Below are 25,218 nucleotides of genomic sequence, written 5' to 3' on the forward strand. Positions count from 1 at the left end.
GGCGGCTGATCAATCCTGTCCGGGCAGCGCCAGCAGCTCCAGCGCCTCGATCAGCCGCTCGGCCTGGTCTTCCAGCGCCAGGCCCTGCTCGCCGGCCAGGCGGCGCAGCCGCGTCAGGGCCTGCGCGCGGTTGAGCGAATAGCGGTGCATCAGGATGCCCAGCGCGGTGGCGACAGGCTGGGCCAGCGCCTCGTCGGCGCCCACTGTCGTCGGCACCGCCGTCGCCGCCGGCGCTGTGGGCGCGGGCGGCGCGGCCTCGGGGCGCGGACGGTTGGCGAAGGCGGCCTCCACGGCCGGCACGATCTGGTGGATGTCCAGCGGCTTGATCAGGTAGGCCAGCGCGCCCAGCGCCTTGACCTGGGCGATGGTCTCCTCGTCGGCGAAAGCGGAGAGGAACATGAAGGGCACCTGCAGGTAGTCGCGCAGATAGCCGGCGACGTCGAAGCCGCTCATGCCTTCCATGCGGATGTCCAGCAGCGCCAGGTCGGGGCGGTGCTGGCGCGCGAGCAGGATGGCGTCGTCGCCGTTGTCCGCGTCCAGCACCTCGTAGCCGGCCTGGGCCAGCCCATGGGTCAGGGTGGCGAGGACCAGCCGGTCGTCGTCCACCACCAAGATCTTGCCTTTTGCCATTGTGCTCACGCGACGTCCGCTCTGTTGTTCCGCCCATGCGCCCGCAAAGCCTGGACCGTGGGCGCCATGGCCGGCTTCAGGGATCTCCATGAAGGTCTGACCACGGCGGTTATTGTCACTGAACTCGCGTGACGCCTTGCGCTGCATCAAATCTTCTGCAGGCTGATGCTGGGCGGCATCAGCATGACGCTGCAGCCGACCCGTGCGCCGCGCTGTTCCAGCGTCAGCAGCGCGCTGCGCCGCGGCAGCAGCGCGCGCACCAGGCCCAGCCCCGACACGCCGCCCGGCACGTGGGCCAGGTCGAAGCCCGCGGGCAGTTGGCCCTCGTTGCTGATCTCCACCAGCACATGCTCGGCCTCGCAGCGCAGCACGCAGTGCACCGGCGTCTGCGGGCTGTGCTTGACGGCGTTGGTGAGCAGCTCGTTGAGCGTCAGCGCGATCGGGATGGATTCCGCCTCGGGCAGCGACCAGCCGGGTTGCGCGTCCGCCAGCGGGCCCTCGACCTCGCAGCGGATCTCGCGGCCGAACATGCGCTGCACCGAGCCGGTGATGGCCTCGACCACCTTGCGCAGCCGCAGCGGCCCGCTGGCGCCCACCTGCAGCCCGTAGACCTGCGCGATGGCTTGGACCTGGCCCACGGCCTCGTTGATCACGCTCTTGACCTCGGGGCGGCGGTTGGCGATCTGCTGCAGCAGCCCGGCGACGCCCTGCAGGTTGTTCTTGATGCGGTGGTGTACCTCGCGCACCAGCAGTTCGCGCTGCGCGATCGCGGCCTCCAGCCGCGCCGCCTCCTGGGCGCGCTGTTCGGTCACGTCGCTGGCGACCAGCAGCACCTGGTCGTCCTCGCTGGCGCCGCCGCCCTCGGCGACGCCGGAGAGGTGCAGCAGGCGTGCGTCCCACAGCCGCTGCGGTTCGCCGCGGCCCAGGCGGTACTCGCGCTGGGTCGCGCCGTCGCCCTGCAGCGCGGCCTCCATGTCGGCGCGCAGCAGGCGGCCCTGCTCGGCGCCGAACAGGTCCTCGGGGCTGGCGCCCAACAGCTCGGACTCGCTGCGCCCGGCCAGCGCCGCGGCCACCTGGTTGATCTGTTCCACGCGCAGCGTGCGCGCGTCGTGCAGCGAGATCGCCAGCGGCGCGGCCTCGATGATGCGGCGCAGCGAGGCCTGCGCCTGCAGGCTCTGCGCCTCGGCCAGGCGGCGCCGTTCGATGTCCAACAGCGCATAGGTGAGCTGGCGGCCGCTGCCGCCGCCGGTCACGACGGCGTTGCCGACGACCCAGAACTCGCGTCCGTCGCGCGCCTTGAGCCTGCATTCGAAGGTCTCGGCCTGGCCTTCGGTCAGCTCCTCCAGATAGTGGGTCTGGCGGAAGGGATGGTCGGGGTCGGGCGTCGCCACCATGCTCATGGGCTGGCCGGCGAACTCGACCAGATCGCCGCCGAACATGCGCCGCGCCGAGCGGTTCATCCACTCGATGCCGGCGCGGCCCACGGTGACGATGCCCACCAGCACCGAGTCCAGCACCGCGCGCTCGCGCTCGGTCTGTAGCATCAGCGACTGCTGGGCGCGGTGGCGGTCGTCCACGTTGACATAGGTCGCGATCAGCCCCGCGTCGGGTTCGCCGGGCCGCAGCAGACGCTTGCTGACCTGCATCCACAGCACGCTGCCGTCGCGCCGACGCACGCGGCGCTCGCCGCGCCACAGGCCGTGCTCGCCCAGCGCCTGGCGGACCAGGCGCTGCTCGTGCTGGTACTGGGCGGCGGAATCGAACAGCGCGGTCAGCGGCAGGCCGGAGAGCTCGTCGATGCGGTAGCCCAGCAGCGCGGCCAACGCCTCGTTGGCGCGCTCGATGCGGTCGGCGCGCAGGATGGCGATGCCGACGTCGGACAGACTGAACATCAGTTCGCGGTCCTGCGCCAGCGCCTGCAGCTGGGCCTGCTGGGCCTTGAGCCGGGAGATGTCGCTGATCACCGCGATCAGCTCGCGCGGGCGCGCGTCCGGTGCCGGCAGCGGGTCGACGCGGCGCAGCGCCAGCGCATGCCAGCGCGCCTGGCCGGGGGTCTGGAATTCCAGTTCCAGCCCATGCGCGTCCAGCTGCGCGAGCGCCTCCGCGACGCGCTCGCCGAGCTCGGGCAGCGGCGCGAACAGCGTCGCCGCCTCGCTGCCGGGCGGCGGGTCCTCGTCCAGGCCCAGCATGCGGCCGAAGCCGCCGTTGCTGCGCAGCAGCCGGCCGTCGCGGAAATAGGCCAGCCCCAGTCCGGCGCTGTCCATGATGGTGCTGAGCTCCTGCAGCAGCTGGTCGCCGCGACTGAGCGCCTGCTGTTGCGCCGACATGTCCTGCGTCAGCACGGTGAGCAGGCGCTGGCCGTCGGACAGCCGGCCCGGCGCGACGCGGGTGCGCAGCCAGCGCCGGCCCAGCTCGGGGTGCTGGACCGCGTAGCGCAGATCGGCCGCTTCGCCCTTTTTCAGCGCCTGCTGCAGGCGCTCGTAGTCGGCGCGGCTGTCGGGCTCGACCATGTCGCGGTTGACGCCCTGCAGCGCCGCCGCATGGGCCGATGGGGCGCTGGCGCCACGCCGCTCGGCGCCGTCGGGGCGCAGCCAGCCCAGGCTTTGGTGGCGGGTGGCCAGCGCGACGCCGGCCAGGTCCATCAAGGCGTCGATCTGCTGCGCGGCGAGTTCGCGCGCCAGCTCGGCGCCGCGCTGCTGCAGCACGGCCAGATAGCGGCGGCGGCCATCGTCGCGCATGCGGCAGACGGTGGCGCGCAGCCCGTCCAGCCGGCCTTGCGCGTCCGGCAGCGAGGCCTCGCGCACCAGCACCTGGCCCGGTTCCGCGAGCCCGGCATCGGGGCCCTGCCGCGTCCAGCCCAGCAAGGTTTGCAGCGTGGCGTCGACCTCATGCAGCGTCGCCGGCTGGCCGCCCAGCAACTGCGCCAGTGCCGCGTTGGCGCGCAGCACCAGGCCCTGGGCATCGAACATCAGCAGCGGCAGCGGGCTCAGCGCCAGCCATTGCTCCACCTCGGCCTGCAGGCGCTCGGCATGCTCGCGCGCGGCCAGCTCGGCGCTGCGGTCCTGCATCAGCGCCAGGTTCCAGCCGGCGACGAGCGGGCGCAGGCTGCATTGCAGCAGCCGCTCGCGGCCCGCGCCGTCCTTCAGCATGAGCTCGGCGGAGGCGCCGGCCGCGGCCGGCTCGCGCGCCCAGCGGCCCTGCAGCGCCTGCGCCAGCGGCCGGCCCGAATGGGGCAGCTGCAGCTCGCGCAGCGCGGGGTTGGCCAGCTGCAGCGCTCCCTGGCCGTCCAGCAGCGCCAGCGGCAGCGGTGCGTCCCACAGCGGTGCCAGCGCGGCGAGCAGGGCCTCGCGCGACTCGGCCGCGCCGGGGAGTTCGGCCAGCAGCGCGGGCAGGCCGGGCTGCGGCGGCACGGGTTCGCCGCGCAGCGGAGCGGCCAGCGCGTCGGCCTCGCCGGCGGCCGGCGCACGGCGCGGCGCGGCCGCATCCGCGCGTCGTTCATGGCCCTGGATGCGTCCCAGCAGCAACCAGCGCGCCGGATCCGACGAGGCGGTGGACTCGTCCAGCGCCACCAGGCTGAACTGCAGGCGCTGGCCGTTGTCCAGCTTCAGGCTGGGCGCGACCGGGCCGCGCCGACCCTCGCGCAGCGCCAGGCTGGCCTGGCGCAGCCAGTCCGGCAGGCGCGCGCCGGAACCGGTGCGCAAGGGGGGCAAGACCTGGCCCGGGCTGATCTGCAGCGTGGCGAGCGCGCGCGGATTGGCGTCGAGCACGCGCAGCTGCTCGTCGAGCAGCAGCACGGCGTCGTCCAGCGTCGCCATCAGGCCGCGCAGGGCGGCCAGGTCGGGGGCGAGGAGAGGGATCTGGGGCGACACGGCGCCAGTGTAGGAGCGGGGTTCAGACCCCGCTCATTCCAGTTGTGCCGCTTTGTAGAGCGCGCGCAGCAGGGCGTGGTTGATCTCTTCCGCGCCCAGCATCAGCGCGTCGGCCGCGGCGCGGTAGTCGAAGACGGACTCGTTCTCGATCGCGTGAACCAGGTCCAGGTAGGGCTGGTAGGGGCCGGTGCGCTCCACCAGCGCCTGGCGCACCCGCTCGGGCACCGGGATGGACTGCAGCAAACGCGCGAAGGGCTGGCGCAGCATGTGGTCCAGCAGCGAGAACAGGCCGCAGATGAACATCTCGTCGCGCAGCTCGGCCTCGGCCATGCCCTTGGCCAGCTCTTCCATCAGCAGGCCGCGGCGCAGCGCGGCATACATCACCGGGCGCATGCTGTGGTCCTTGCTCGCGGTGGCCAGCAGCAGCGCCAGCCAGCGCTTCAGCCGCGCATAGCCCAGCAGCATGATGGCGTGGCGGAACGAGGACACCTCGACCGACAGCCCGAAGGCGGCCGAATTCATGTAGCGCAGCAGCTTGAAGGCCAGGCTGGGGTCGCGCTTGAGCGTCTGCTCCAGGCGCTCGATGTCCTCGCCCTGGTCGACGCGCGACATCAGCTCGACGATGACCTGCAGGTCGGCCTGCACCTCGGAGCGCGGGGCGCCGGGCGCCGGCTCGAACTCGCCCTGCATGGGCCAGCCCATCACGGCCTGGGCGCCGAGGCGGAAGGACTCGTCGAAGTCCGCGGCGCTGCGCGCGCCGGCGTGCACCAGCGCGGCGCCGCGCGGCAGCGCCACCGGACCCTGGCGCGCCTCGTCCAGGTCCAGCACCAGCTTCTTGAACAGACCCAGCAGCGCCGGGTCCATCGTCGCCGGCGGCCGGCCCTTGAGCAGCAGCACCGTGCCCTTGGCGGCGCGGGCGCGCAGCGCATCGGCCAGCGTCGCGTCGGTGGCCAGGAAGGTGGGCAGCTCCAGCTGCACGTTGGCCGGCAGTTCCTGCGCCAGCAGATCGCGCAGCAGGCCCTCGTGCGCCACGTTGAGCACCAGCGCCGAGGCCGGGAAGGCGTCGACGACGGCGGTCAGCAGCGCCCCCGCATCCAGCGCCGCGTCCGGGCGCAACGCGAACAGCGTCAGCCGCGTCGCGCCGATCTCGCGCTGCTTGTCGACCAGTGGCGCATAGCCCGCCGCGAGCTGACCCAGGATGGCGTGGGAGGAGTTCATGCGATGTCTAACTGTTGATGTACTGGAACAGCGACATGCGCTGCACCATGGAATAGGTTTTCAGCGCGGCATCGTAGCCGGTCTGCTGGTTCTGGAAGTCGGATATGCCCTGGGTCATGTCCAGATCCTCGGCGGCCGAGCGTTCCGCCTGGTTGTACAGCTTCAGCGAGTCCAGCCGCTCGGAGGAGCCGTCCAGGTTGTTGAGCTGCTCGCCGACGCGGGCGCGCATGGTCTGCATGCCGCCCATCGCTGCGTCGAGATCGCGGATCGTGATCAGGTTGGCCTGGGTGACCTCGGCGCCATTGCGGTTGGGCTGGCGCAGCCCGTCGATGGCGCGGTCCAGCACCTCGAACAGGCGCAGGTCGCTGGTGGAGGGGGTGACGGAATAGGCCTCGCCGTCGACCGGGCTGCCGCTGATGGTCATGGCCATGCCGTCGAAGGTGAGGGTCTTGCCGGGCGTGAAGCTGCTGTCGGCCAGCGGCACGCCGGCGCCGGTGGTCAGGTCGAAGACGGCGACGGTCTGCGACGGCGCGCTGCCGCTGATCTGGATGCTGTAGTCGTGGCCGGTCAGCAGCGCGGGGTCGGTGACGCGGCCGCGGTCCACCCAGCCGCCGGGCTTGCGCGTCGCGTCGACCACGTTGGGCGCGCCGGCGGTGACGAAGCTGCCGTTGCCGCTGCGCGCCTGCTCGAAGGCCAGCTTGCCGTCCACGCTGATCGGGTAGGGCTCCATGTTGCCGGTCGTGATGTTGCCGGCCACGCCCTCGAAACGCACGCCGCCGCCGGGAACCGGGTTGCCGGCCGAGTCCAGGCGCGGCTTGTCCAGGAAGGGGGGGCCGTCGGTGCCCTGACCGCCGAACAGATAGCTGCCCGCGCCGTCGCTGCGGTTGGCGATGGACAGCAGCTGGTCGCGCAGGCCCTGGATCTTGTTGGCCAGTCCGGCGCGCTCGGGGTCGCTGTAGCTGGCGTTGCCGGCCGCCATCATGGTTTCGCGGATCTGCTGCAGCAGCTCGTTGGCGTCGCCCAGCGCGGATTCGCTGAGCGTCATCGCGTTGCGGCTGGCGTCCAGCGCGCGCTTGCTGGCGTCGACCTGGCCGATCGTGGTCTGCGCGCGTTCGGCGCGCGCCGCGGCGGTGGGGTCGTCGCTGGCGCGTTGCACCCGCTTGCCGGAGGTCAGCCGCTCCTGCGCTTCCTGCATGCGCTGCTGGCGCTGCTGCAGCGTGGAGATGCTGGCGTCGAACATGTTGGAAGTGGCCAGTCTCATGATCGTCCTTTCACCTCGGGGAGGGCCTCATGGGTTGCTCGTTGCGCGGCGCTCAGCGCTGAACGATGGAGAGCAGCTGATCGAAGATGTTCTGCGCGGTCTGCAGCACCTTGGCGGCGGCCTGGTAGCTCTGCTGGAACTGCATCAGGCGGGCGGCTTCCTCGTCCAGGTTGACGCCGGCCTGGCCGGAGCGCGTGGCCTCGGCGTCGCTGGCGACGCTGGAGGACACCTCGGACAGGTACTGCGCGCCCTGCACCCGCGAACCCACGTCGGCCATCGCGGCGGCATAGGCCTCGGTCATGGTCTGGCCGCGCGACAGGCTGCCGTCGGCCTGCAGCTGGCGACCGACGAAGGCTTCCTTCTGCAAGCCCAGGAAGGCCTTGGCATTGCCGTTGTTGGTGCTGACCACCTTGTCGGACACCGTCATGGAGATCTTGTCGCCGGGCGTCACGCTGCCGTCCGGGTTGACGGTCTCGCCGCGCGGCACGCCGTTCAGGCGCAGCTCGAAGCCCAGGTCGATGCCCGACAGCGGGTCGTTGCCGATCGCCGAGCCGGCCTTCCACTTGCCCGCCAGCGTGGAGCCGTCGGACAGAGTGATGGTGTAGTTGATGCTCTGGTCGGTCGAGTCCACCGAGCCGAACTGGATGGTGAGCGGCTGCTTGGTCTTGTCGTACTTGTCGTTGACGGTGTAGAGCGAGTCCACCGTCGCGGTGCCGCGGTTGGTGCTGGCGACGGTGGCGGTGACCGGCGCCGCGGCGGCGATGCCCGCGGGGTTGTCCAGCGCCACCTTGAAGCTGGCGGCGCCGGTGCCGGCCGGTTCGACCAGGAAGCTGTCGCCGGGGTTGAAGCTGCCGCCCGCGGTGAGGGTGAAGCCGTACTTGTCCTCAATCTGGCTCTTGGTCATCAGCGTCGGCTGGCTGCCGTCGCGCACGGCGACCAGGTACTGGTCGGGCACGCCGTTGGGGTCGGCCTGGATGACGAAGGACTTGGCCGGCACACGCGCGCCGTTGCCGGGCTTGATGTCCACCTGCAGGCTGCCGGTGCCGGTGTTGGTGCTGGCCGGCAGCGCGGCGGGCTGCGCCACCTTGAACATCGGCGCGCCGGGTTGGGCGTTGAGGTCCATGCCCAGCGACTGCTGGCGGTTGACGCGGTCGGCCATGGCCTGCGCCATCTGCCCGAGCATGTTGCGCGCGTCCTGCAGGTCCTTGTTCTGGTAGCTCAGCAGCGCGGTCAGCGTGCCGCCGGTGAGCACGCTCTCATCGAGCACGCGGTTGCCGCTCGCTTCCTTGATGGAGAGCTGGGCGCGGGCGCCGTCATAGGGGTCGGCGCTGACTTGCAGCTCCTGGGCCTGCGAGCCCAGCACCAGGCGCTGGCCGCCGCCGATGAACACGCCCAGGCTGCCGTCGCGGTCGTTCTTCACCGTCGTGACCTGGACGTACTGGCTCAGCTCCGAGATCAATCGGTCGCGCTGGTCCAGCAGGTCGTTGGCGTCATGGCCCGAGCCCATGGTGCGCGCGATCTGGTCGTTCGCCTGGGCGATCTGCTTGGTGAGCTGGTTGACGACCTTGACGTCGGCGTTCATGTCGCTGACCACGCCGGACTGCAGGTCGGCCAGCTGCTGGCCGGCATTCTGGAAGCGCGCCGCGAGGTCCTGCGCGCGGCCCAGCACGACCTGACGCGCCGACGGATCGGCGGGGCGGCTGGCCACGTCGACCATGGCGTTGAGGAAGACGTTGACCGACTGGCCCAGGCCCTGGTCGCCGGTGGGGAAGAGCTTCTCCAGCTGCATCAGCTGGGCCGAGCGGGTGGAGTCCATGAAGGCCTGCGACTTGGCGCTCGCCGCCTCCTTGGTGAGGAAATCGTTGTGGGCGCGCGTGACCGTCTGCACGTTGACGCCCTTGCCGAAGAAGCCGGCGCCGGTGTACTGGCCCTCGGGCGTGGTGAGCAAGACCTGCTGGCGCGAATAGCCGGGCGTGTTCGCGTTGGCGATGTTCTGGCCGATGGTCTGCAGCGCCGCCTGGCTGGCGAACATGGATCGCATGCCCAGGGTCAGCAATGCGGAGGTACCCATGATCTTTCCTCTTTAGTCGTGATGCCGCGCGGGCGGCCTCAAGCCAAGGCGCGCTGCACGCGCACCGTGGTGTTGATGACGCGCGCGAGCTTGTTGGCGTACTCGGGGTCGGTGGCGTAGCCGGCCTTCTGCAGGCCGCGCGCAAAGCCCTCGGCGCTGTTGCTGTTGGCCTTGGCGACCACGTCGCGGTAGCGGTCGTTGCCGGTGAGCAGGCGTGCGTAGTCCTTGAAGGCTTCCTCGTAGCTGCCATAGGCGCGGAACTTGGCGGTCACGCGCTGAGGCTTGCCGTCGACGTACTCGGTGGTCTGCACCTCGGCGACCTTGCCGGTCCAGCCGGCACCGGCCTTGATGCCGAAGACATTGAAGCTGCTGCTGCCATCCTTGTTCAGGATCTCGCGCTTGCCCCAGCCGGATTCGTGCGCGGCCTGCGCGATCATGAAGCTGGCCGGGATGCCGGTGGCGGCCTGCGCGGCCTTGGCGGCACCGTCGTGCTGCAGGATGAAGCTCTGCACATGCGGCTGCACGTTCTTCTTGGCCAGCTGCGGCAGGGCGGCGTTCGTGCCGGTGAGGTCGCCGCGGCGCTCCAGACCGGTGCCCGACGCGCGGTTCAGCGTTTCGGGCGTGATGCCCATCTGGCGCTGCAGGTGGCGCTCGATGGCCTGCGAGAGACCGCCCGGCAGGCCGGTCATCTTGCCGGCGAACTGGGTGTCCAGCATCTCGGTGCCCAGCTGGGTGGCCGAGTTCTCCATCATGCCGGAGGACAGTGTGGCGGAGCGCATGCTCTTCATCACCTCCTGCATGAACAAGGCCTCGAACTGCTTCGAGGCTTCCTTGATGGTGGCCTTGGGATCGCGGGCGGCGGCGGCCTTGAGCGCCTCGATCGACCGGTTGTCGGTGAACGAGGCGGAAAAACGCCCGACGGTGCTTGAGTCGCTGGCCATGTCAGATCACCTCCAGCTCGGCCTGGATCGCGCCGGCGCTCTTCATGGCCTGCAGGATGGCCAGCAGGTCCTGAGGCGTGGCGCCCAGGGTGTTGAGCGCCTTCACCACGTCGGCGAGCTTGGCGCCGGCGGGCATCTGGATGAGCGCGCCGGGTTCCTGGCGGATCGCGATGTCGGCGCGTTCGGTCACCGTGGTCTGGCCGCCGGACAGCGCGTTGGGCTGGCTGACTTGCGGCGTGTTGGTGATGGTCACCGACAGGTTGCCGTGCGCGATCGCGCAGGGCGCCAGCGTGACGGCCTGGTTCATCACCACCGAGCCGGTGCGGGCGTTGATCACGATGCGCGCGGCCGGCGTGTCCAGCTCCAGCGGCAGGTTCTCCATGTCGGCGAGGAAGGCCACGCGCGCGTCGGGCGTCTGCGGGGCGCGCACGCGCACGACGCGGCCGTCCATCGCCTGCGCCGTGCCGTCGCCCTTGGCACGGTTGATCGCGCGCGCCACCGCGCGCGCGGTGCCGAAGTCGCTGGCGTTCAGGTCCAGCTGGATGAAGTCGCCGCCGGACAGCGCCGCGGTAGGCACCGAACGCTCGACCAGCGCGCCGCCCGGCACGCGGCCGGCGCTCAGATGGTTGATCTGCACCTTGGAGCCGGCCGCCGAGGCGCCGGCGCCGCCGACGACCACATTGCCCTGCGCGATCGCATAGACCTGGCCATCCGCGCCCTTGAGCGGGGTGGCGATCAGCGTGCCGCCGCGCAGGCTCTTGGCATTGCCCATGGAGGAGACGACGATGTCCAGCGGCTGGCCCGGCTGCGCGAAGGGCGGCAGCTGGGCGGTCACCATCACCGCGGCGACGTTGCGCGGCTGCATGGTCACCCCCTGGGGCAGCAGCACGCCGAACTGCTGCAGCATGGAGGTCAGGCTCTGGCCGGTGAAGGGCGCCTGGGTGGTCTGGTCTCCCGTGCCGTCCAGGCCGACGACGATGCCGTAGCCGGTCAGCGGGTTGCTGCGCACGCCCTGGACCGCGGCGACTTCCTTGATGCGCAGGGCCTGGGCGGGCAGCGCGGCGCCGAATGCGGCGGCGGCGATCAGCAGGGCCTGGAGGGGGGCTGTGAGTCCGCGCAGGCGGTAAAGGGCAGAGGGGTACATCTCGGTCTCACGGCTTTGGGGAGCGATGAGACCGATTGTGGGAAAACTTTAGATCGGCGAAAGGTTCAAAAAGAACCGCGACAGCCAGCCTATTCCGTGGGCATCGGCGACGGCGCCGCGGCCGCGCTGCTCGATGCGCACGTTGGCGATGGACGCGGAGGGCACGAGGTTGCCCTGGCCGATGGAGCGCGGATCGACCTGGCCGGAGAAGCGCAGCACGTCGACGTTCTGGTTGACGCCGATCTGCTTTTCGCCGCTGACCAGCAGGTGGCCGTTGGGCAGCACCGCCACCACCACCGCGGTGATGGTGCCGGTGAAGTCGTTGCTGTTCTCGTTGGTGCCGCTGCCGGCCGACTTGGACGCGCTGCTGCCGGTGGCCGAGGCGCGGCCGTTGGCGAATGAGTTGGGCGAGATGCCGGGCAGCGCGCTCACGCCGGCGGCCAGGTCGCCGGTCTTGTTCAGCGCGCTGGTGGACTTCTGCGTCGCGCTGACGCGCTCGACGATCTGCACCGTGATCACATCGCCGACATGGCGGGCGCGGTTGTCCTCGAAGAGCGGCCGGTAGGCGGCGGCCTGGTAGATCGCGCCGTTGCTGGGCGGCAGCATCTGCGCCTCGGGCATGCGCACGACCGGGGCCGGCGTCATGTCCACGCGCGGCTGCGGGTACATCGTGCCGCAGGCCGCCAGCGGCAGCACCAGGGCGGCGCCGAGCAGGCGCAGCAGGGAGGGGGCGGTGGTGGCGGTGCGCATGGCGGGCCTCACGGGGCGGTGATGGGAGGTGGGGGTCAGGTGTTGCGGTCTAGTGGCGGCGCCGCGCTCAGATCTGCGCCAGCTTCTGCAGCATCTGGTCGGAGGTCTGCACGGCCTTGGAGTTGAGCTCGTAGGCGCGCTGGGTCTGGATCATGGACACCAGCTCCTCGACCACGTTGACGTTGGAGGTCTCGACAAAGCCCTGCTGCAGCGCGCCCAGCCCGTTGGCGTTCGGCGCGCCGGTGTTGGGCGTGCCGGACGAGGCGGTCTCGCCGAACAGGTTCTGGCCCAGCGGCTCCAGGCCGGCCGGGTTGACGAAGCTGGCCAGCTGCAGCTGACCCAGGGTCTGGGGCTGCGGGTTGGTGCCGGTGGTCACGCTGACCGTGCCATCCTGGCCCACCGTCAGCGACTTGGCGTCCGCCGGCACCACGATGCCGGGCAGCAGGGTGTAGCCGTTGTTGGTCACCATCTGGCCGTTGGCGTTGAGCTGGAAGGAGCCGTCGCGGGTATAGGCCGTGGTGCCGTCGGGCATCTGGATCTGGAAGAAGCCGTTGCCCTTGACCGCCAGGTCCAGGTTGTTGGTGGTCTGCTGCAGGCTGCCCTGGCTGAAGATGCGCGAAGTCGCCACCGCGCGCGTGCCCAGGCCCAGCTGCAAGCCGGTGGGCAGTTGCGTCTGCTCGGTGGTGTTGGCGCCGCTCTGGCGCAGGTTCTGATAGATCAGGTCCTCGAACACCGCGTGCGAGCGCTTGTAGCCGTTCGTCGAGACGTTGGAGAGGTTGTGCGAGATGGTGTCCAGCTGGGTCTGCTGGGCCTCCATGCCGGTCTTGGCAATCCACAGGGAACGGATCATGTCGGTGGCTCCTGGCGGGTGTCAGGTGGGCGGGGTCAGGGGTTGCTGGACAGCAGCTTGGCCGCGGTCTGGCCCTGCGTCTGCGCGATCTGCAGCAGCTTCATCTGCTGCTCGAACTGGCGGGCGGCGGCGATCATGCCCACCATGGTCTCCACCGGGCTCACGTTGGAGCCCTCCAGCGCGCCGTCCTGCAGCCGCGCATTGGGATCGGCGGGCAGGTCGGCTTCGGCGGCGCGGAACAGCCCGTCCTCGCCGCGTGTCAGCGGGGCCTCGGGCGTCACCAGCTTGAGCTTGCCCAGGTTGACCGGGCGTTCGTTGCCGCGCTTGGCGCTGACGGTGCCGTCGGCGCCGATCTGCACCTCGGCGTCCTGCGGCACGGTGATGGGGCCGCCGTCGCCCTGCACCTGCAGGCCGTTGCGCAGCACCAGCACGCCCTCGGCGTTGACATCCATGCTGCCGGCGCGCGTGTAGGCCTCGGTGCCGTCCAGCCCCTGGACCGCGAGCCAGGCGTTGCCGCGCATCGCGACATCCAGGTTGCGCCCGGTCTGCTGCACGACGCCCGGGGCGTCGCTGTAACCCAGCGTGGTCTCCAGCGCATAGGCGCGCGTGCTGGCGCCGTCGCCGCGCACCGGCACGGCGCGGAAGGCGGCCAGCTGGGCGCGGAAGCCGTTGGTGGAAACATTGGCCAGGTTGTGGGAGAGCACGTCCTGACGCTGCATGGCCGCCTTGGCGCCGGCCATCGAGAGGTAGATCATGCGGTCCATCAAGGCTCTCCTTCAGGGCTGTCGGGACGTGTCCGGATCAGCGCAGGTTCACCAGGGTCTGAAGCACCTGGTCCTGGGTCTTGATGGTCTGCGCATTGGCCTGGTAGACGCGCTGCGCCGTGACCATGTTGACCAGCTCGGAGGTCAGGTCGACGTTGGAATCCTCCAGCGAACCGGCCTGCAGCTTGCCCATATTGCCGTCGCCCGGCGCGCCGACGACCGGGTCGCCCGAGGTGTTGGTGCGTGCCCAGACGTTGCCGCCCAGGGGCTGCAGGCCCTGCGGGTTGCGGAAGTTGGCCAGCTCGACCTGACCGGCCGGCTTGGACTCGCCGTTGGAATAGCGCGCGGTCACGACGCCGGAGTTCTCGATGCGTATGCCCACCAGCTGGCCCGGCGCGTAGCCGTCCTGGGTCAGGTTGGTGACGCCGAAGCTGGAGCCGTTCTCGGTGGCCCCGCGCAGGTCGACGCTGATGCCCTTCACCGTGGGATCGGCATGGTCGGCCGGCGGCGCCGGAATGGGCAGGGTCGGGGCCCCGGCGGCATTGGTGCTCGCCGGGATCTTCATGTTCAGGAAGTCGTTGGGCCCGGGGAAGTTGGGCTTGCCGCCGTTGGCCGGGAAGAGCAGCGTCGTGAAGGGCTCCTGGGGCTTGTTGGGGTCGGTCGGCGTGATGGCGGCGCCGCTGGCGTCGTACTCCAGCGGCTTGCCGTTGGCGGTCACGAAGACGCGGTACTGCGTCTGCGCCTGGCCGTTGGCGTCGGCCACGGTCTGGTTGGTGCGCTGGAAATAGACCGTCAGCGCCACCGGCTGGCCCTTCGCGTCATAGACGGTCATGGAGGTGGCGTTGTTGTAGGTCTTGGGATCGTTCAGCGTCACGCCGGGCTGGTCGACCTTGGTCGGCGGCGTCGTGCTGGTGTCCAGCGTGTAGGGCGCGGTGGGCTGCGAGCGGGAGTCCAGGTTGAACTCCATCTGCACCTTGGAGGTGGTCTTGGGGTCGATGCCGCCGGTGGGCAGCTTCAGCGGCTGGGCCAGGCCGGGCTGGATCACGCCATTGGCGTCGGCCGGATAGCCCAGCAGCTTGAGCTGGTCGTTGTTGACGATGAAGCCGTCGTTGTCGACCTTGAACTGGCCGTTGCGGGTGTACAGCGTGGGGTTGCGGCCGTCGGTCACCTGGAAAAAACCGCCGCCGTTGATCGCCAGATCCATCGGGTTCTCGGTGATGGTGATGTTGCCCTGCGTGAACTGCTGGGCCACCGCCGCGATGCGCGTGCCGATGCCGATGGGGTTGGAGCCCGCGCCGTTCAGCGCGGTGGCGTAGACATCGGCGAACTCGGCGCGCGAGCCCTTGGCCCCGTAGGTGCTGGAGTTGGCGATGTTGTTGCCGATGACCTCCAGGCTTTTGCTGGAAGCGTTCAGACCGGAGAGACCTTGCTGGAAGCTCATGGTGTGTTCCTTGGCGTGGTGTTTGCTGCGGGCGCCGGCCTCAGCCGATGGCGCGGATCTTGGTGTAGTCGACGGTGCCCGAGTACTTCAGCTCCAGCTGCAGCGTCGAGCCGGCGGTGTTCAGCGCCGTCACGGTGTCGCGCATCATGGTGGTGGAGGCCACTTTGGCGTCGCCATTGGTCGCGGTGATGCGCCACTTCAGGCCTTCCAGCCCGTTGGCCTTGGCGGCGTCCCAGCTGTAGCTTTGCGCACCGGCCTTTTGCTTGCCCAGCTCCACGGTGTCGACCACGGCGCCGCTGGCGGACAGCACTTCCAGCTTCACCGACGCGGCGGTGCTGTCCAGCACATAGTCCAGCTTGGCCTTGCCGTCCTTGACGATGACCTGGTCGCCCGGCACCGAGACCTCGCGGCCCACCAGCCCCACGCTCTGCAGCGCCTGCATCTGGCTGAACTGGCCGGCGAGGGCCTGGATGCTGGTGTTCAGCGTGCCCACGCCGCTGACCGTCTGGATCTGCGCCAGCTGGGTCGTGACCTGGGCGTTGTCCATCGGGTTCATCGGGTCCTGGTTCTGCATCTGCGCGACGAGCAGCTTCAGGAAGCGGTCCTGGGTGTCCTGGGCACCCTTGGCCCCGCTGTTGCCGTTGGCGTTGATGTTCTGCAGCGCGCTCTTGTTGCTCGTGCTGCTGGTGTTCTTGTTCAGTGCGGAGAAGTCCATGAGTGTTCAGCTCCCGGTTCAGGACTGGCCCAGCTGCAGGGTCTTGAGCAGCAGGCTCTTGGCCGTGCCCATCACCTCCAGGTTGTTCTGGTAGGACCGCGAGGCGGAGATCATGTTGACCATCTCCTCCACGGTGTTCACGTTGCTGTAGGTGACATAGCCCTCGGCGTCGGCCTTGGGGTGTTTCGGGTCGTGGACGCGGCGCCCGGGCGTCTGGTCCTCGGAGATCTGCGCGACGCGCACCCCGGCGTTGGCCAGGTCCTCGGTGGCGCCCATCAGCTGGGTCTGGAACACCGTCTGGCGCGCCTTGTAGGCCTGGCCGTCGGGGCCGGCCACGGTGTCGGCATTGGCCAGGTTGCTGGCGACGACGTTGAGGCGCTGGCTCTGCGCGCTGACCGCGCTGCCGGAGATGTTGAAGATCTGGAACATCGACATGATCGGGCTCCCTCGGGGCGTCAGGCGGCGTTGGGCGACTTCATCGCGTCCAGCGTGGTGCGCACCGACCCGTTGATGAAGCGCAGCGTCGCCTCATATTTCACGGTGTTGTCGGCGAAGCTGGCGCGTTCGCGGTCCATGTCCACGGTGTTGCTGTCCAGGCTGGTCTGGGCGGCCAGCGCATAGGTTTTCTGGCTGTCGCTGCGCGCGCCCGCGACCGGGGCCATGTGGCCCGGCTGGGTGGCGGCCATCGCGCCGGGGACGGGCAGGGCGCCGGTGGCTTCCTTCAGCGCGCGGGCGAAGTCGAAGTCGCGCGCCTGGTAGCCGGGCGTGTCCGCGTTGGCGATGTTGCTGGCCAGCAGGCGCTGACGCTCCGCCCTCAGCGTCAGCGCCTGGGCCTGGAAGTTCAGCGTGTCGGTGATGCGAGAGATCATGTTGGACTCCGCCTGTCCGGCGACCGGGGCCAGGGAGGCTCGGGGCGCTTTTCGGGCAGGTGACGGGATTGTGGGAACGCGACCCGGAAAACATGAGCGGGAATAGCAAGGGCTTTGCCGCGTATTTCCGCGCGAAGCGGCCGCGGCCGGCGGTCTACAGTGACGCCCATGATCCAAATTGCCCTCCGTCCATGCCGCCCGGCGCCGCTGCACAAGCGCCCGCGCCGCGGCATGCTGCGTGCGGCCGGCCTCGCGGCCGCGCTGGCGCTGACGGGCGGCGCGCAGGCGCAGGAGTCCGTGCTGGGCGCCGAGATGGCCCAGCGCCTGCAAAGCCTGGCCCAGAGCGCGGCCTTGGCTTCGCTGGCGCAACCGGCGCGCGTGGAGGTGGAGCTGGGCACGCTGGATCCGCGGCTGCGCCTGGCGCCCTGCCGCCAGATCCAGGCCTATGTGCCCAACGGCGCCAAGATGTGGGGCCGCACCCGCCTGGGTGTGCGCTGTCTGGAAGGGGAGCGGCGCTGGAACGTCAGCCTGCCGCTGCGGGTCAAGGTCTTTGCCAAGGCCTGGGCCGCGGTGGCGGACCTGCCGGCCGGCACCGAACTGACTCAAGACAAGCTGCGCTGGGCCGAAGTAGATATAGCCGGCGACGGCGGCGCGGTGTTCGGCGCCGACCAGGCGCCACTGGGGCGCACCCTGGTGCGCACGGTGGAGGCCGGCGAACCGGTGCGCAGCGGCGCGCTGAAGCTGCGGCAGTGGTTCGGACCCGGGGAACGGGTCCTGGTCATGGCCGTGGGCACGGGGTATGCGATCTCTTCCGAAGGACAGGCGATGGGCGTGGGTCTGGAAGGTCAGGAGGTGCGCGTGCGCTTCGACAATGGCCGTGTCGCCGTGGGGCGGGCGGTCGCGGAGCGGCGCGTGGAGGTGTTGCTATGAGTTGGCTCTCAATCTCTCGGGCGGACGCCAGCCGGCGCCGGCCCCCACGCTGCGGGGAGGAACGCTCCTCGCACAAAGAGCACCCTAAAGTCCTGCGCTCCCCGGTCGATATACCGAACATTGGATGGGATTGCCTTCAGCGGCAGGCCCATGGAGAAATGCCATGAAAATCGGTAACAGCCCCGAACTACACGCCTACAAGCAGCTCAGCAACGACCGTCCGGCCTCCGGCCAGGCGGGCCAGGCCCGGCCTGGAAAGACGGAGGCGGGCACGCAGGTCGAACTGTCCAGCACCGCCACCCATCTGGTGGCCGGTGCCAAGTCCGACGAGGGCAGCTTCGATGCCGAGAAGGTGAAGCGCATCTCCCAGGCCATTGCCGACGGCAAGTTCACCGTGAACGCGGATGCGATCGCGGACAAGCTGATCGCCAATGCCCAGGAAATGCTGGGCCGCGCGATGCCGCACTGAGCGCGCCAGGAACTCGTCCACGTCCTTTCACACCGGGCCGGCCATGTCTGCAACCACGGAATCCCACGACCCCCTCGCCCTGGAGCTGGAGCAGCCGCTGCAGGAGGTCGAAAGCTGCCTGAACCTGCTCGGCGAAGCGCTGCACCGGCGCGACAGCCAGGCGATCGAGCTGCATGCCGCGTCGCTTCACCTGGCGCTGGCGCGGGCGATCGAGCGCTTTTCCGCCGCGGCGCGCGCCGGCACGGTGCCCGCCGGGCTGCGCAACCGGCTGATGCAGGCCGGCGGCCGTGTCGCCGCGCAGCGCGAGTCGCTGGCCCGCGCCACCGCCGCGCTGGACCGCGCGATCGACGTGCTGATGCCTGGCGACACCAGCAGCGGCCTCTATTCGGCCCAGGGCAAGAACGACCGCAAGTCCGCGCTGGGCGGGTCCATCCAGGCCTGAGGCGCGCGCTTCCCCGCCGGAACAAAGCCACCCTCGGGTGGCTTTTTGCATGGTGGGAACGCCTGGTGTGTCAGGCCGTGGCCTTGCGGCGCAGGCAGTCAAGGTAGGCGTGGCCGTCGGGCGGCAGGCCGCTGCGCTGCGAGGCCCAGATCATCTCGCCCAGGCAGTCCATCGCCGCATGGTGCGCCTCGTGCAGCGACTGGCGGCGCGCGGCGAGCAGGTCCAGCGCCTGGCGCACGCCAGAGGGCTGGTCGATGCTGTGCTGCTCCATCAGCGTCAGGTGCATGGACAGATGCAGGAAGGGGTTGCTGCGGCCGGCCTCGACGTCGTAGACGGCCGCCAGCGCGGCGGCCTCGTCGGCCAGTTCCGCGTGGTACTCCGGGTGCTGAACGATCCAGTCGGCGGCGATGGCCTCCATGGGCGTCAGCGGCAGGCCGTCGCGCTGCTTGCGGTAGGTGGCGCAGAAGAAGCGGCGAACCTCGATTTGGGAAGGGGCGAACATGGCGCTATTGTCGCGGCGCCGCGCCGCCCTCGCTGGCCGGGGGCTGGGCGGGGCCGTGCCAGGCCGGCTGCTCGCGGCGCTGCGCCTGGTCGGCGCGCTCGCGCGCCAGCAGCTCCTCCAACTGGCGGCGGCCCTGCTGGGTGAGCGCGATCAGGGCGTCCTGGTCATGGCGGTGGGCACGCATCTGCTCCACCTGCGCGAGGTTGTGGCGGCGAAAGCGCCAGGCCAGCTGGCGCGCCGCGTGGGCCGACCAGCCCAGCAACTCCATCACGCTGCGCCCACTGGTCAGCGCGGCGTCCAGGGTTTCGCGTTCGATCAGCTCCACGCCGAGGTCGCGCAGCGCGTAGACATGCTGCACGTTGCGCGCCCGCGCGACGATGCGAAGCTGCGGGAAATGCTGGCGCGCGAGCTCGGCGATCTTGAGGCTGTGGTTGACGTCGTCGACCGCGATCACCAGCACGCGCGCCTGCTCGGCGCCGGCGATGCGCAGCAGGTCCAGCCGCGTGGCGTCGCCCCAGAACACGCGCCAGCCGAAGCGGCGCAGGGTTTCGACGGTGTCGGCGTCGTGGTCCAGCACGGTGGCCGCGAGCCCGTTCGCGTTCAACAGACGTCCGACGATCTGCCCGTAGCGCCCGAAGCCCGCGATGATGACCGGCGTGGCCTGCGCTTCCTTCAGCGCGTGTGGCGAGCTGGCCGGGTGGCGGCGCGCGGCGCGGCGCTGGGCCCAGGCCAGCAGCAGCGGCGTCAGCGCCAGCGACAGCGCCACCGCGGCCACCAGCACCGAGCGCTGCGCGGCGTCGATCAAGCGCGCCTGCTCGGCCAACTGGAAGACGACGAAGCCGAACTCCCCGCCCTGTGCGAGCAGGATCACGAAGACGGGGCGCTCCAGCAGCGGCAACCGTGCCAGGCGTGCGAGCAGCATCAGCACCAGGCCCTTGCAGACCCACAGCGCGGCCAGCAGCGCCAGCACCGCGAGCGGCCGCTGCCACAGCACGGCCAGGTCCAGCCCCATGCCCACGGCGATGAAGAACATGCCCAGCAGCAGGCCCTTGAAGGGCTCCAGGTCGGCCTCCAGCGCGCGGCGGTACTCGCTTTCGGCGAGCAGCACGCCGGCGGCGAAGGCGCCCAGCGCCATCGACAGCCCGACCTGCTGCATCAGCGCCGCGGTGGCCAGCACCAGCAGCAGCGACGCGGCGGTGAAGACCTCCGGCGTGCCCTGCTTGGCGATCCAGCGCAGCAGCGGGCGCATCGCCAGCCGGCCCACCAGCACGATGGCCACCAGTGCCGCCAGCGCGGCCCAGACCTGGCCGCTGCCACCGCCCTGACGCGCGCCGCCGGCCGCCAGCAGCGGGATCAGCGCCAGCACCGGAATGGCGGCCATGTCCTGCAGCAGCGCGACGCTGACCACGCTCTGCCCGGCGCTCGTGCCGGCCAGGTTGCGCTCGGCCAGCACCGACAGCGCCACCGCGGTGGAGGACATCGCCAGCCCCAGCGCGGCGACCAGCCCGCCGTGCCAGTCGCTCGCCAGCCACAGCGCCGGCACCAGCAGCAGCAGGCTGCAGCCCAGCATCTGCGCCGAGCCCAGCCCGAAGATGGGCCGGCGCAGCGCCCACAGCCGGCGCGGCTCCAGCTCCAGCCCGACCAGGAACATCATCAGCACGACGCCGAACTCGCCGATTTCCAGCACCGTTTCCGGCCGCGCGATCAGCCCCAGCACCGACGGGCCGATCAGCACGCCCGCCACCAGATAGCCGAGGATGGCACCCAGCTTGAGCCCGCGCGCCAGCGGCACCGCCAGCACCGCGGCGGCGAGCAGCACCAGCGGCGTGCCGAGCCAGTGTCCGTGCGCTTCCATCAGACCACCCCGTCGCGCGCGAGCACGGGCCGGTCGCCCTGCGGCACCGCGGTCTGCGCCGGCTCCGGCTGGGCCTGGCACCAGGCCGGCAGGCGGCCCAGTTCGTCGAGGAAGCGGCGCGCATGGGCCTGCAGCGTGGCCTCGTCGGCGCGCTGCGCCCCATGCAACAACAGGGGCGGCAGGTAGCGCATGCCACACAGGCGCGCCGTCTGCGCATAGGGCAGCAGATAGTCCTCGGCCGGGCGCTGGTTGTAGCCCTGCGGCGAGTACGAATGGGCGCTGCCGCCGGTGGAGCAGACCGGCCAGAGGTCCTTGCCGCTCAGCGCGCTGCCGCCTTCGCCATAGGCCCAGCCCAGGCTGAGCACCTCGTCCACCCACAGCTTCATCAGCGCCGGCATGCCGTACCAGTGCAGCGGGTGCATCCAGACCACCAGACCGGCGCGCGCCAGCGCCGCCTGCTCGGCAGCGACGTCGATCGCGTAGTCGGGGTAGAGCGCGTACAGGTCGCGCACTTCCACGCCGGGCCGTGCGCGCGCGGCATCGGCCAGCAGACGGCTCACGCGCGAGTGGGGCAGGTCCGGGTGGGCCAGCAGGATCAGGGTGGGGGAGGGCATGGCCGGGGAGTATCCACCAGGCGCGGCGGGCGTGGGCTCCACTAAGATCCGGCGCCAGCATTCCAGCAGGAGAGCCTATGTCGGTGATCGTCGTGGCCAATCCCAAGGGGGGCGTCGGCAAGAGCACGCTGGCCAGCCAGGTGGCCGGCTTCCTGGCCCACCGGGGCCATGCGGTGATGCTGGGCGACATCGACCGCCAGCAGTCCGCCGCGCGCTGGCTGGCGCAGCGCCCCAGCGGCCTGGCGCCGATACGCGGCTGGGACGCCGATGGCGAGCAGCTGCGCAGCCCCAAGGGCGTGACGCATGCGGTGCTGGACACCCCGGCCGGCCTGCGCGGCAAGAAGCTCGCGCAGGTGCTCAAGGTCGCCGATGGGCTGCTGCTGCCGCTGCAGGCCAGCCTGTTTGACATCCAGGCGACACATGATTTCCTCGCCGAGCTTCATGATGCGATGCAGGAGCGGGGGCGCCGGCCGCGCATCGCGCTGGTGGGCATGCGCGTTCGCGAGGGCACGCTGGCGCAGCAGCAGCTGCAGCAGTTCATCCGGCAGCGCGGACTGGCGATGCCGGCCGAGCTGCGCGACACGCAGAACTACGTGCAACTGGCGGCGCGGGGGCTGACGCTCTGGGACATCGCCCCGGGCCGCGTGGCGCGCGACCTGGCGCAATGGGAGCCGTTGTGCCGCTGGCTGGACGAACTGGACTGAGCGGCGCGGACGAGGAGACATGGGAATGCTTGAGTTCGAACGGTTGCAGGATCTGCGCGAGCGGGTGGGGGAGGAGATCGGTGTGTCCGACTGGATCGCGCTGCCCCAGTCGCGCATCCAGGCCTTCGCCGAGGCCACCGAAGACCTGCAGTGGATCCACACCGACCCGGCGCGCGCGGCGGCCGGGCCGTTTGGCGGCACCATCGCGCATGGCTTTCTGACGCTGAGCCTGCTGCCGCGCTTCTACGAGACCGCCTTTGCCGTGCGCTCGGTGCGCATGGGCCTGAACTACGGGCTCAACCGCGTGCGTTTCCCGGCGCCGGTGCCGGTGGACAGCCGGCTGCGCGGCCGCTTCCGGCTGGTCAGCTGGGAGTCGCTGCCTGGCGGCGGGGCCCAGCTGTGCACCGAGGTCACGGTGGAGCGCGAGGGCCAGCCGGACAAGCCGGTCTGCGTGGCGGAGTCGCTGGTACGCATGTTCGAATAAAGAACTCGCGTGCCGCGGCCTCCACCCTTCTTTGGGAGTGCCGCGGCGGGTGGCTGCACCTATGATTCGGTCCCTGTGACTATGAATGACAGAAGGCCGAGCATGAGGGTGCTGCTCATCGATGACCATCCCCTGATCCTGTCGGCCCTGCGCACGGTGATCGAAGGACTGGGCGACGGCGTCGAGGTGCAGGGCGCCGGCAGCGCCGCCGAGGCGCGCGCGCTGCTCGCCGGCCGCGAGGATTTCGACCTGGTGCTGCTGGATCTGCAGCTGGGCGATGCCAGCGGTTTCGACGTGCTGGACGAGTTCCGGGCCAACTATCCGGCGCTGCCGGTGGTGGTGATTTCCGCGTCCGACCGTGCCAGCGACGTGATCCGCGCGATCGACCAGGGCGCGATGGGCTTCGTGCCCAAGCGCACCAGCAACGAGGTGCTGGCCCAGGCGCTGCGCCTGGTGATGTCCGGGGGCATTTATGTGCCGCCGATGTCGCTGGGCAGTGAAAGCCCCGAGCCCGCGCCGCTGGTGCCGCCCGGCACGCCGGCGCTGGCGCCGGTCCATGTGCTGGCCAGCGAAGGCGGCTACCAGTCCATTCCGGGCCTGGACAGCCTGGGCCTGACGCCGCGCCAGACCGATGTGCTGGCGCTGCTGCTGCAGGGCAAGCCCAACAAGATCATCGCGCGCGAACTGGGGGTCTCGGTCGAGACCATCAAGGACCATGTGGCCGCGGTGCTGAAGGCGCTGGGCGTCAGTTCGCGCACCCAGGCGGTGCTGGCGGTGGCGCAGATGGGGCAGCGGCGGCCGAGTGAGAGTTTTTCGACCTTCCGTTGAAGGACGGGTGGGCGGCTTGGGGGCAAGGCCTGGCCCTTCGGGTGGGGTTGTTTGCTCTTTGCTCTTTGCTTTGTTGCGCGGGGCGCAGATCCCGCCGGGTCCCGGCCCGGCAGCCGGGTAACTTTTCCTGCGGGCCCAGGAAAAGTCACCAAAAGGAGGGCCTGAAATGCGATTTGACCGAGGCCCGCGCTGGGCACTGAGCCCCGGCCCGACCACCATCGGGGCGGCTCCACCGCTCAGGATGTAAGTCGCTCGCCGAGTACGGCTCGACTCCACACCGGGCCTCGTACCCCGTCGCACAGCCGATGCTCGCAGCTCAATGCCGCGGGCATCGGCGGTATTTGGGGCCGAGCGCCGGGCCGCCCCAAGCCGGCCCGCTTGGCGATACGGGTGGCTGAATGCCACCCGTATCGGCGTCCCCTCTGGGGACCGGCCAGCGTACCCGCTGGACGAGGGGCCTCATGATTTGCCGAGCGCCGGGCCGCCCCAAGCCGGCCCGCTTGGCGATACGGGTGGCTGAATGCCACCCGTATCGGCGTCCCCTCTGGGGACCGGCCAGCGTACCCGCAGGACGAGGGGCCCCATGATTTGCCGAGCGCCGGGCCGCCCCAAGCCGGCCCGCTTGGCGATACGGGTGGCTGAATGCCGCCCGTATCGGCGTCCCCCCGGGGGACCGGCCAGGGTACTCCCTGGACGAGGGGGTGTATTCCAGGGTCGAGCGCCGGGCCGCCCCAAGCCGGCCCACGTGGCGATGTGCTGGCGGCTCAATGCCGCCAGCATCGCCGTCCCCTCGGGGGACCGGCCAGGGTACTCCCTGGACGAGGGGCTACATCGGTGCGTAAGACAAGCGCACGTAGATCGGCGCGAAGGCCTCGGCCTGGGTGATTTCGACCAGGCGCTCGCGGGCCAGTTCCAGCATCGCGATGAAGCTGACCACCAGCACCTGAGGGCCTCGGTCGAGTTCGAACAAATCTTCGAATTCGACAAAACGCTGGCCCTGCAGACGACGCAGCAGATGGCTCATGTACTCGCGCACCGACAGCTGCTCGCGGCTGATCTTGTGGTGCTGGGTCAGCCGGGCGCGGCGCATCAGCTCGGCCCAGGCGCTGCGCAGGTCTTCGACGCTGACCTCGGGCAGGCGCGGCGCCAGCGATTGTTCGATGTGGATCTGGGCGCGCAGGAAGTCGCGCCCCAGCACCGGCAGCTGGTCCAGGGTCTGCGCGGCCAGCTTCATCTGTTCGTACTCAAGCAGACGGCGCACCAGCTCGGCGCGCGGGTCCTCGGGCTCGCTGCCGTCCTCGGTCTTCTTGGGCGGCAGCAGCATGCGTGACTTGATTTCGATCAGCATGGCCGCCATCAGCAGGTACTCGGCCGCCAACTCGAGGTTGTGGCGACGGATCTGCTCCACATAGCTGAGGTACTGGCGCGTGACCTCGGCGAGCGGGATGTCCAGGATGTTGAAGTTCTGCCGCCGTATCAGGTAGAGCAGCAGATCCAGCGGCCCCTGGAAGGCCTCCAGAAAGACCTCCAGCGCATCGGGCGGGATGTAGAGGTCCTGGGGCAGCGTGAACAGTGGCTCGCCATAAAGGCGGGCCACCGCGACGCCGTCCACCGTTTCGGGCGTGGCGGCCTCGGCGGCCGGCTCGTCCGTCAGGTCCAAGCTCAGCCCTTGGTCTGGTAGACGTAGGGCTGCTGGGGCACGCGGGCGACGCGGAAGTCGGCCTGGGCCTGGCGGTCCACCTGCTTGTCCCACAGCAGCGCACGGCCTTCGCGCTGCGAGGCCTCCAGCTGCGGGTTCTTGCTGCGCAGCTCGTCGATGAACTGGGTGACTTCGGACTTGTAGGGCTTCCAGAAGAGAGGCATGGCG

25 protein-coding genes are annotated in these 25,218 nt (G+C 70.4%); 6 read left to right on the plus strand and 19 right to left on the minus strand.

What is annotated here, in order from left to right; translation table 11 throughout:
- Window positions 1-9: 9 nt before the first annotated feature.
- The 14 genes from LZ017_RS11430 to flgB all read right to left on the minus strand — a co-directional run bounded on the left by LZ017_RS11430 (window position 10) and on the right by flgB (window position 16,523).
- Window positions 10-630, minus strand: a complete 621-nt coding sequence (locus tag LZ017_RS11430) for a response regulator (protein WP_241396958.1) — start codon at window positions 628-630, stop codon at window positions 10-12.
- A 146-nt stretch (window positions 631-776) separates the two neighbouring features.
- Window positions 777-4,499, minus strand: coding sequence for a PAS domain S-box protein (locus LZ017_RS11435; protein ID WP_241396959.1), 3,723 nt, complete (start codon window positions 4,497-4,499; stop codon window positions 777-779).
- 33 nt (window positions 4,500-4,532) lie between these two features.
- Window positions 4,533-5,717, minus strand: coding sequence for an EAL and HDOD domain-containing protein (locus LZ017_RS11440; protein WP_241396960.1), 1,185 nt, complete (start codon window positions 5,715-5,717; stop codon window positions 4,533-4,535).
- A gap of 7 nt (window positions 5,718-5,724) precedes the next feature.
- The gene (gene flgL / locus LZ017_RS11445) at window positions 5,725-6,978 is read right to left on the minus strand and encodes a flagellar hook-associated protein FlgL (protein ID WP_241396961.1); all 1,254 of its coding nucleotides are present in this window, start codon (window positions 6,976-6,978) and stop codon (window positions 5,725-5,727) included.
- Window positions 6,979-7,030: 52 nt separating this feature from the next.
- Window positions 7,031-9,049, minus strand: a complete 2,019-nt coding sequence (flgK, locus tag LZ017_RS11450; RefSeq protein WP_241396962.1) for a flagellar hook-associated protein FlgK — start codon at window positions 9,047-9,049, stop codon at window positions 7,031-7,033.
- A 38-nt stretch (window positions 9,050-9,087) separates the two neighbouring features.
- A complete protein-coding gene (gene flgJ, locus LZ017_RS11455) occupies window positions 9,088-9,990 on the minus strand; it encodes a flagellar assembly peptidoglycan hydrolase FlgJ (protein ID WP_241396963.1) in 903 nt (300 codons plus the stop codon).
- A gap of 1 nt (window position 9,991) precedes the next feature.
- A complete protein-coding gene (locus tag LZ017_RS11460; RefSeq protein WP_241396964.1) occupies window positions 9,992-11,134 on the minus strand; it encodes a flagellar basal body P-ring protein FlgI in 1,143 nt (380 codons plus the stop codon).
- 48 nt (window positions 11,135-11,182) lie between these two features.
- On the minus strand, window positions 11,183-11,884 hold the full coding sequence (locus LZ017_RS11465; protein WP_241396965.1) for a flagellar basal body L-ring protein FlgH: 702 nt from the start codon (window positions 11,882-11,884) through the stop codon (window positions 11,183-11,185).
- A gap of 67 nt (window positions 11,885-11,951) precedes the next feature.
- The gene (flgG, locus tag LZ017_RS11470; RefSeq protein WP_241396966.1) at window positions 11,952-12,734 is read right to left on the minus strand and encodes a flagellar basal-body rod protein FlgG; all 783 of its coding nucleotides are present in this window, start codon (window positions 12,732-12,734) and stop codon (window positions 11,952-11,954) included.
- A gap of 35 nt (window positions 12,735-12,769) precedes the next feature.
- The gene (gene flgF, locus LZ017_RS11475; RefSeq protein WP_241396967.1) at window positions 12,770-13,498 is read right to left on the minus strand and encodes a flagellar basal-body rod protein FlgF; all 729 of its coding nucleotides are present in this window, start codon (window positions 13,496-13,498) and stop codon (window positions 12,770-12,772) included.
- A 37-nt stretch (window positions 13,499-13,535) separates the two neighbouring features.
- The gene (flgE, locus tag LZ017_RS11480) at window positions 13,536-14,939 is read right to left on the minus strand and encodes a flagellar hook protein FlgE (protein WP_241396968.1); all 1,404 of its coding nucleotides are present in this window, start codon (window positions 14,937-14,939) and stop codon (window positions 13,536-13,538) included.
- Between the two features lie 40 nt (window positions 14,940-14,979).
- Entirely contained in the window at window positions 14,980-15,654 is a 675-nt protein-coding gene (locus LZ017_RS11485; RefSeq protein ID WP_241396969.1) for a flagellar hook assembly protein FlgD, read from the minus strand.
- Window positions 15,655-15,672: 18 nt separating this feature from the next.
- The gene (gene flgC, locus LZ017_RS11490) at window positions 15,673-16,089 is read right to left on the minus strand and encodes a flagellar basal body rod protein FlgC (protein WP_241396970.1); all 417 of its coding nucleotides are present in this window, start codon (window positions 16,087-16,089) and stop codon (window positions 15,673-15,675) included.
- 20 nt (window positions 16,090-16,109) lie between these two features.
- Window positions 16,110-16,523, minus strand: coding sequence for a flagellar basal body rod protein FlgB (flgB, locus tag LZ017_RS11495; RefSeq protein ID WP_241396971.1), 414 nt, complete (start codon window positions 16,521-16,523; stop codon window positions 16,110-16,112).
- A gap of 168 nt (window positions 16,524-16,691) precedes the next feature.
- On the opposite strand from flgB, the gene flgA reads away from it, so the two are divergent.
- The 3 genes from flgA to LZ017_RS11510 all read left to right on the plus strand — a co-directional run bounded on the left by flgA (window position 16,692) and on the right by LZ017_RS11510 (window position 18,364).
- Window positions 16,692-17,453 (plus strand): flagellar basal body P-ring formation chaperone FlgA, encoded by a 762-nt coding sequence (gene flgA, locus LZ017_RS11500; protein ID WP_241396972.1) that lies wholly within the window; start codon window positions 16,692-16,694, stop codon window positions 17,451-17,453.
- Window positions 17,454-17,616: 163 nt separating this feature from the next.
- Window positions 17,617-17,922: a flagellar biosynthesis anti-sigma factor FlgM gene (gene flgM / locus LZ017_RS11505; RefSeq protein ID WP_241396973.1), complete on the plus strand. Its 306-nt coding sequence runs from the start codon at window positions 17,617-17,619 to the stop codon at window positions 17,920-17,922.
- 43 nt (window positions 17,923-17,965) lie between these two features.
- Window positions 17,966-18,364 carry a hypothetical protein gene (locus LZ017_RS11510; RefSeq protein ID WP_241396974.1) on the plus strand — a complete coding sequence of 133 codons (399 nt, stop codon included), beginning with the start codon at window positions 17,966-17,968 and terminating at the stop codon, window positions 18,362-18,364.
- Window positions 18,365-18,434: 70 nt separating this feature from the next.
- Here LZ017_RS11510 and LZ017_RS11515 read toward each other — a convergent pair whose 3' ends face one another.
- Genes LZ017_RS11515 through LZ017_RS11525 form a run of 3 tightly spaced genes read right to left on the minus strand, consistent with a single transcriptional unit; the run spans window position 18,435 to window position 21,335 of the window.
- Window positions 18,435-18,866: a DUF1841 family protein gene (locus tag LZ017_RS11515; protein ID WP_241396975.1), complete on the minus strand. Its 432-nt coding sequence runs from the start codon at window positions 18,864-18,866 to the stop codon at window positions 18,435-18,437.
- Window positions 18,867-18,870: 4 nt separating this feature from the next.
- On the minus strand, window positions 18,871-20,721 hold the full coding sequence (gene kefC, locus LZ017_RS11520; RefSeq protein ID WP_241396976.1) for a glutathione-regulated potassium-efflux system protein KefC: 1,851 nt from the start codon (window positions 20,719-20,721) through the stop codon (window positions 18,871-18,873).
- Window positions 20,721-21,335, minus strand: a complete 615-nt coding sequence (locus LZ017_RS11525; RefSeq protein WP_241396977.1) for an NAD(P)H-dependent oxidoreductase — start codon at window positions 21,333-21,335, stop codon at window positions 20,721-20,723. The genes kefC and LZ017_RS11525 overlap by 1 nt, the downstream gene beginning before the upstream one ends.
- A gap of 77 nt (window positions 21,336-21,412) precedes the next feature.
- On the opposite strand from LZ017_RS11525, the gene LZ017_RS11530 reads away from it, so the two are divergent.
- The 3 genes from LZ017_RS11530 to LZ017_RS11540 all read left to right on the plus strand — a co-directional run bounded on the left by LZ017_RS11530 (window position 21,413) and on the right by LZ017_RS11540 (window position 23,351).
- Window positions 21,413-22,039, plus strand: coding sequence for a ParA family protein (locus LZ017_RS11530; protein ID WP_241396978.1), 627 nt, complete (start codon window positions 21,413-21,415; stop codon window positions 22,037-22,039).
- A gap of 25 nt (window positions 22,040-22,064) precedes the next feature.
- Window positions 22,065-22,523 carry a MaoC family dehydratase gene (locus tag LZ017_RS11535; protein WP_241396979.1) on the plus strand — a complete coding sequence of 153 codons (459 nt, stop codon included), beginning with the start codon at window positions 22,065-22,067 and terminating at the stop codon, window positions 22,521-22,523.
- A gap of 102 nt (window positions 22,524-22,625) precedes the next feature.
- The gene (locus tag LZ017_RS11540) at window positions 22,626-23,351 is read left to right on the plus strand and encodes a response regulator transcription factor (protein WP_241396980.1); all 726 of its coding nucleotides are present in this window, start codon (window positions 22,626-22,628) and stop codon (window positions 23,349-23,351) included.
- 826 nt (window positions 23,352-24,177) lie between these two features.
- Here the strand turns inward: LZ017_RS11540 and LZ017_RS11545 are convergent.
- Window positions 24,178-25,104 carry a ScpA family protein gene (locus LZ017_RS11545; RefSeq protein WP_374109912.1) on the minus strand — a complete coding sequence of 309 codons (927 nt, stop codon included), beginning with the start codon at window positions 25,102-25,104 and terminating at the stop codon, window positions 24,178-24,180.
- Window positions 25,014-25,214 (minus strand): DUF3460 family protein, encoded by a 201-nt coding sequence (locus LZ017_RS11550; RefSeq protein ID WP_241396982.1) that lies wholly within the window; start codon window positions 25,212-25,214, stop codon window positions 25,014-25,016. Before LZ017_RS11550 ends, LZ017_RS11545 begins: the two co-directional genes overlap by 91 nt.
- Window positions 25,215-25,218: the final 4 nt, after the last annotated feature.

This window comes from Pelomonas sp. CA6, from assembly GCF_022549225.1.
GTDB lineage: Bacteria > Pseudomonadota > Gammaproteobacteria > Burkholderiales > Burkholderiaceae_C > Roseateles.

Coding starts and splice junctions, on each gene's coding strand:
- LZ017_RS11430 (WP_241396958.1), bottom strand. CDS start 630: ATGGCAAAAGGCAAGATCTTGGTGGTGGACGACGACCGGCTGGTCCTC.
- LZ017_RS11440 (WP_241396960.1), bottom strand. CDS start 5,717: ATGAACTCCTCCCACGCCATCCTGGGTCAGCTCGCGGCGGGCTATGCG.
- flgL (WP_241396961.1), bottom strand. CDS start 6,978: ATGAGACTGGCCACTTCCAACATGTTCGACGCCAGCATCTCCACGCTG.
- flgK (WP_241396962.1), bottom strand. CDS start 9,049: ATGGGTACCTCCGCATTGCTGACCCTGGGCATGCGATCCATGTTCGCC.
- flgJ (WP_241396963.1), bottom strand. CDS start 9,990: ATGGCCAGCGACTCAAGCACCGTCGGGCGTTTTTCCGCCTCGTTCACC.
- LZ017_RS11460 (WP_241396964.1), bottom strand. CDS start 11,134: ATGTACCCCTCTGCCCTTTACCGCCTGCGCGGACTCACAGCCCCCCTC.
- LZ017_RS11465 (WP_241396965.1), bottom strand. CDS start 11,884: ATGCGCACCGCCACCACCGCCCCCTCCCTGCTGCGCCTGCTCGGCGCC.
- flgG (WP_241396966.1), bottom strand. CDS start 12,734: ATGATCCGTTCCCTGTGGATTGCCAAGACCGGCATGGAGGCCCAGCAG.
- flgF (WP_241396967.1), bottom strand. CDS start 13,498: ATGGACCGCATGATCTACCTCTCGATGGCCGGCGCCAAGGCGGCCATG.
- flgE (WP_241396968.1), bottom strand. CDS start 14,939: ATGAGCTTCCAGCAAGGTCTCTCCGGTCTGAACGCTTCCAGCAAAAGC.
- LZ017_RS11485 (WP_241396969.1), bottom strand. CDS start 15,654: ATGGACTTCTCCGCACTGAACAAGAACACCAGCAGCACGAGCAACAAG.
- flgC (WP_241396970.1), bottom strand. CDS start 16,089: ATGTCGATGTTCCAGATCTTCAACATCTCCGGCAGCGCGGTCAGCGCG.
- flgB (WP_241396971.1), bottom strand. CDS start 16,523: ATGATCTCTCGCATCACCGACACGCTGAACTTCCAGGCCCAGGCGCTG.
- flgA (WP_241396972.1), top strand. CDS start 16,692: ATGATCCAAATTGCCCTCCGTCCATGCCGCCCGGCGCCGCTGCACAAG.
- flgM (WP_241396973.1), top strand. CDS start 17,617: ATGAAAATCGGTAACAGCCCCGAACTACACGCCTACAAGCAGCTCAGC.
- LZ017_RS11510 (WP_241396974.1), top strand. CDS start 17,966: ATGTCTGCAACCACGGAATCCCACGACCCCCTCGCCCTGGAGCTGGAG.
- LZ017_RS11515 (WP_241396975.1), bottom strand. CDS start 18,866: ATGTTCGCCCCTTCCCAAATCGAGGTTCGCCGCTTCTTCTGCGCCACC.
- kefC (WP_241396976.1), bottom strand. CDS start 20,721: ATGGAAGCGCACGGACACTGGCTCGGCACGCCGCTGGTGCTGCTCGCC.
- LZ017_RS11525 (WP_241396977.1), bottom strand. CDS start 21,335: ATGCCCTCCCCCACCCTGATCCTGCTGGCCCACCCGGACCTGCCCCAC.
- LZ017_RS11530 (WP_241396978.1), top strand. CDS start 21,413: ATGTCGGTGATCGTCGTGGCCAATCCCAAGGGGGGCGTCGGCAAGAGC.
- LZ017_RS11535 (WP_241396979.1), top strand. CDS start 22,065: ATGCTTGAGTTCGAACGGTTGCAGGATCTGCGCGAGCGGGTGGGGGAG.
- LZ017_RS11540 (WP_241396980.1), top strand. CDS start 22,626: ATGAGGGTGCTGCTCATCGATGACCATCCCCTGATCCTGTCGGCCCTG.
- LZ017_RS11550 (WP_241396982.1), bottom strand. CDS start 25,214: ATGCCTCTCTTCTGGAAGCCCTACAAGTCCGAAGTCACCCAGTTCATC.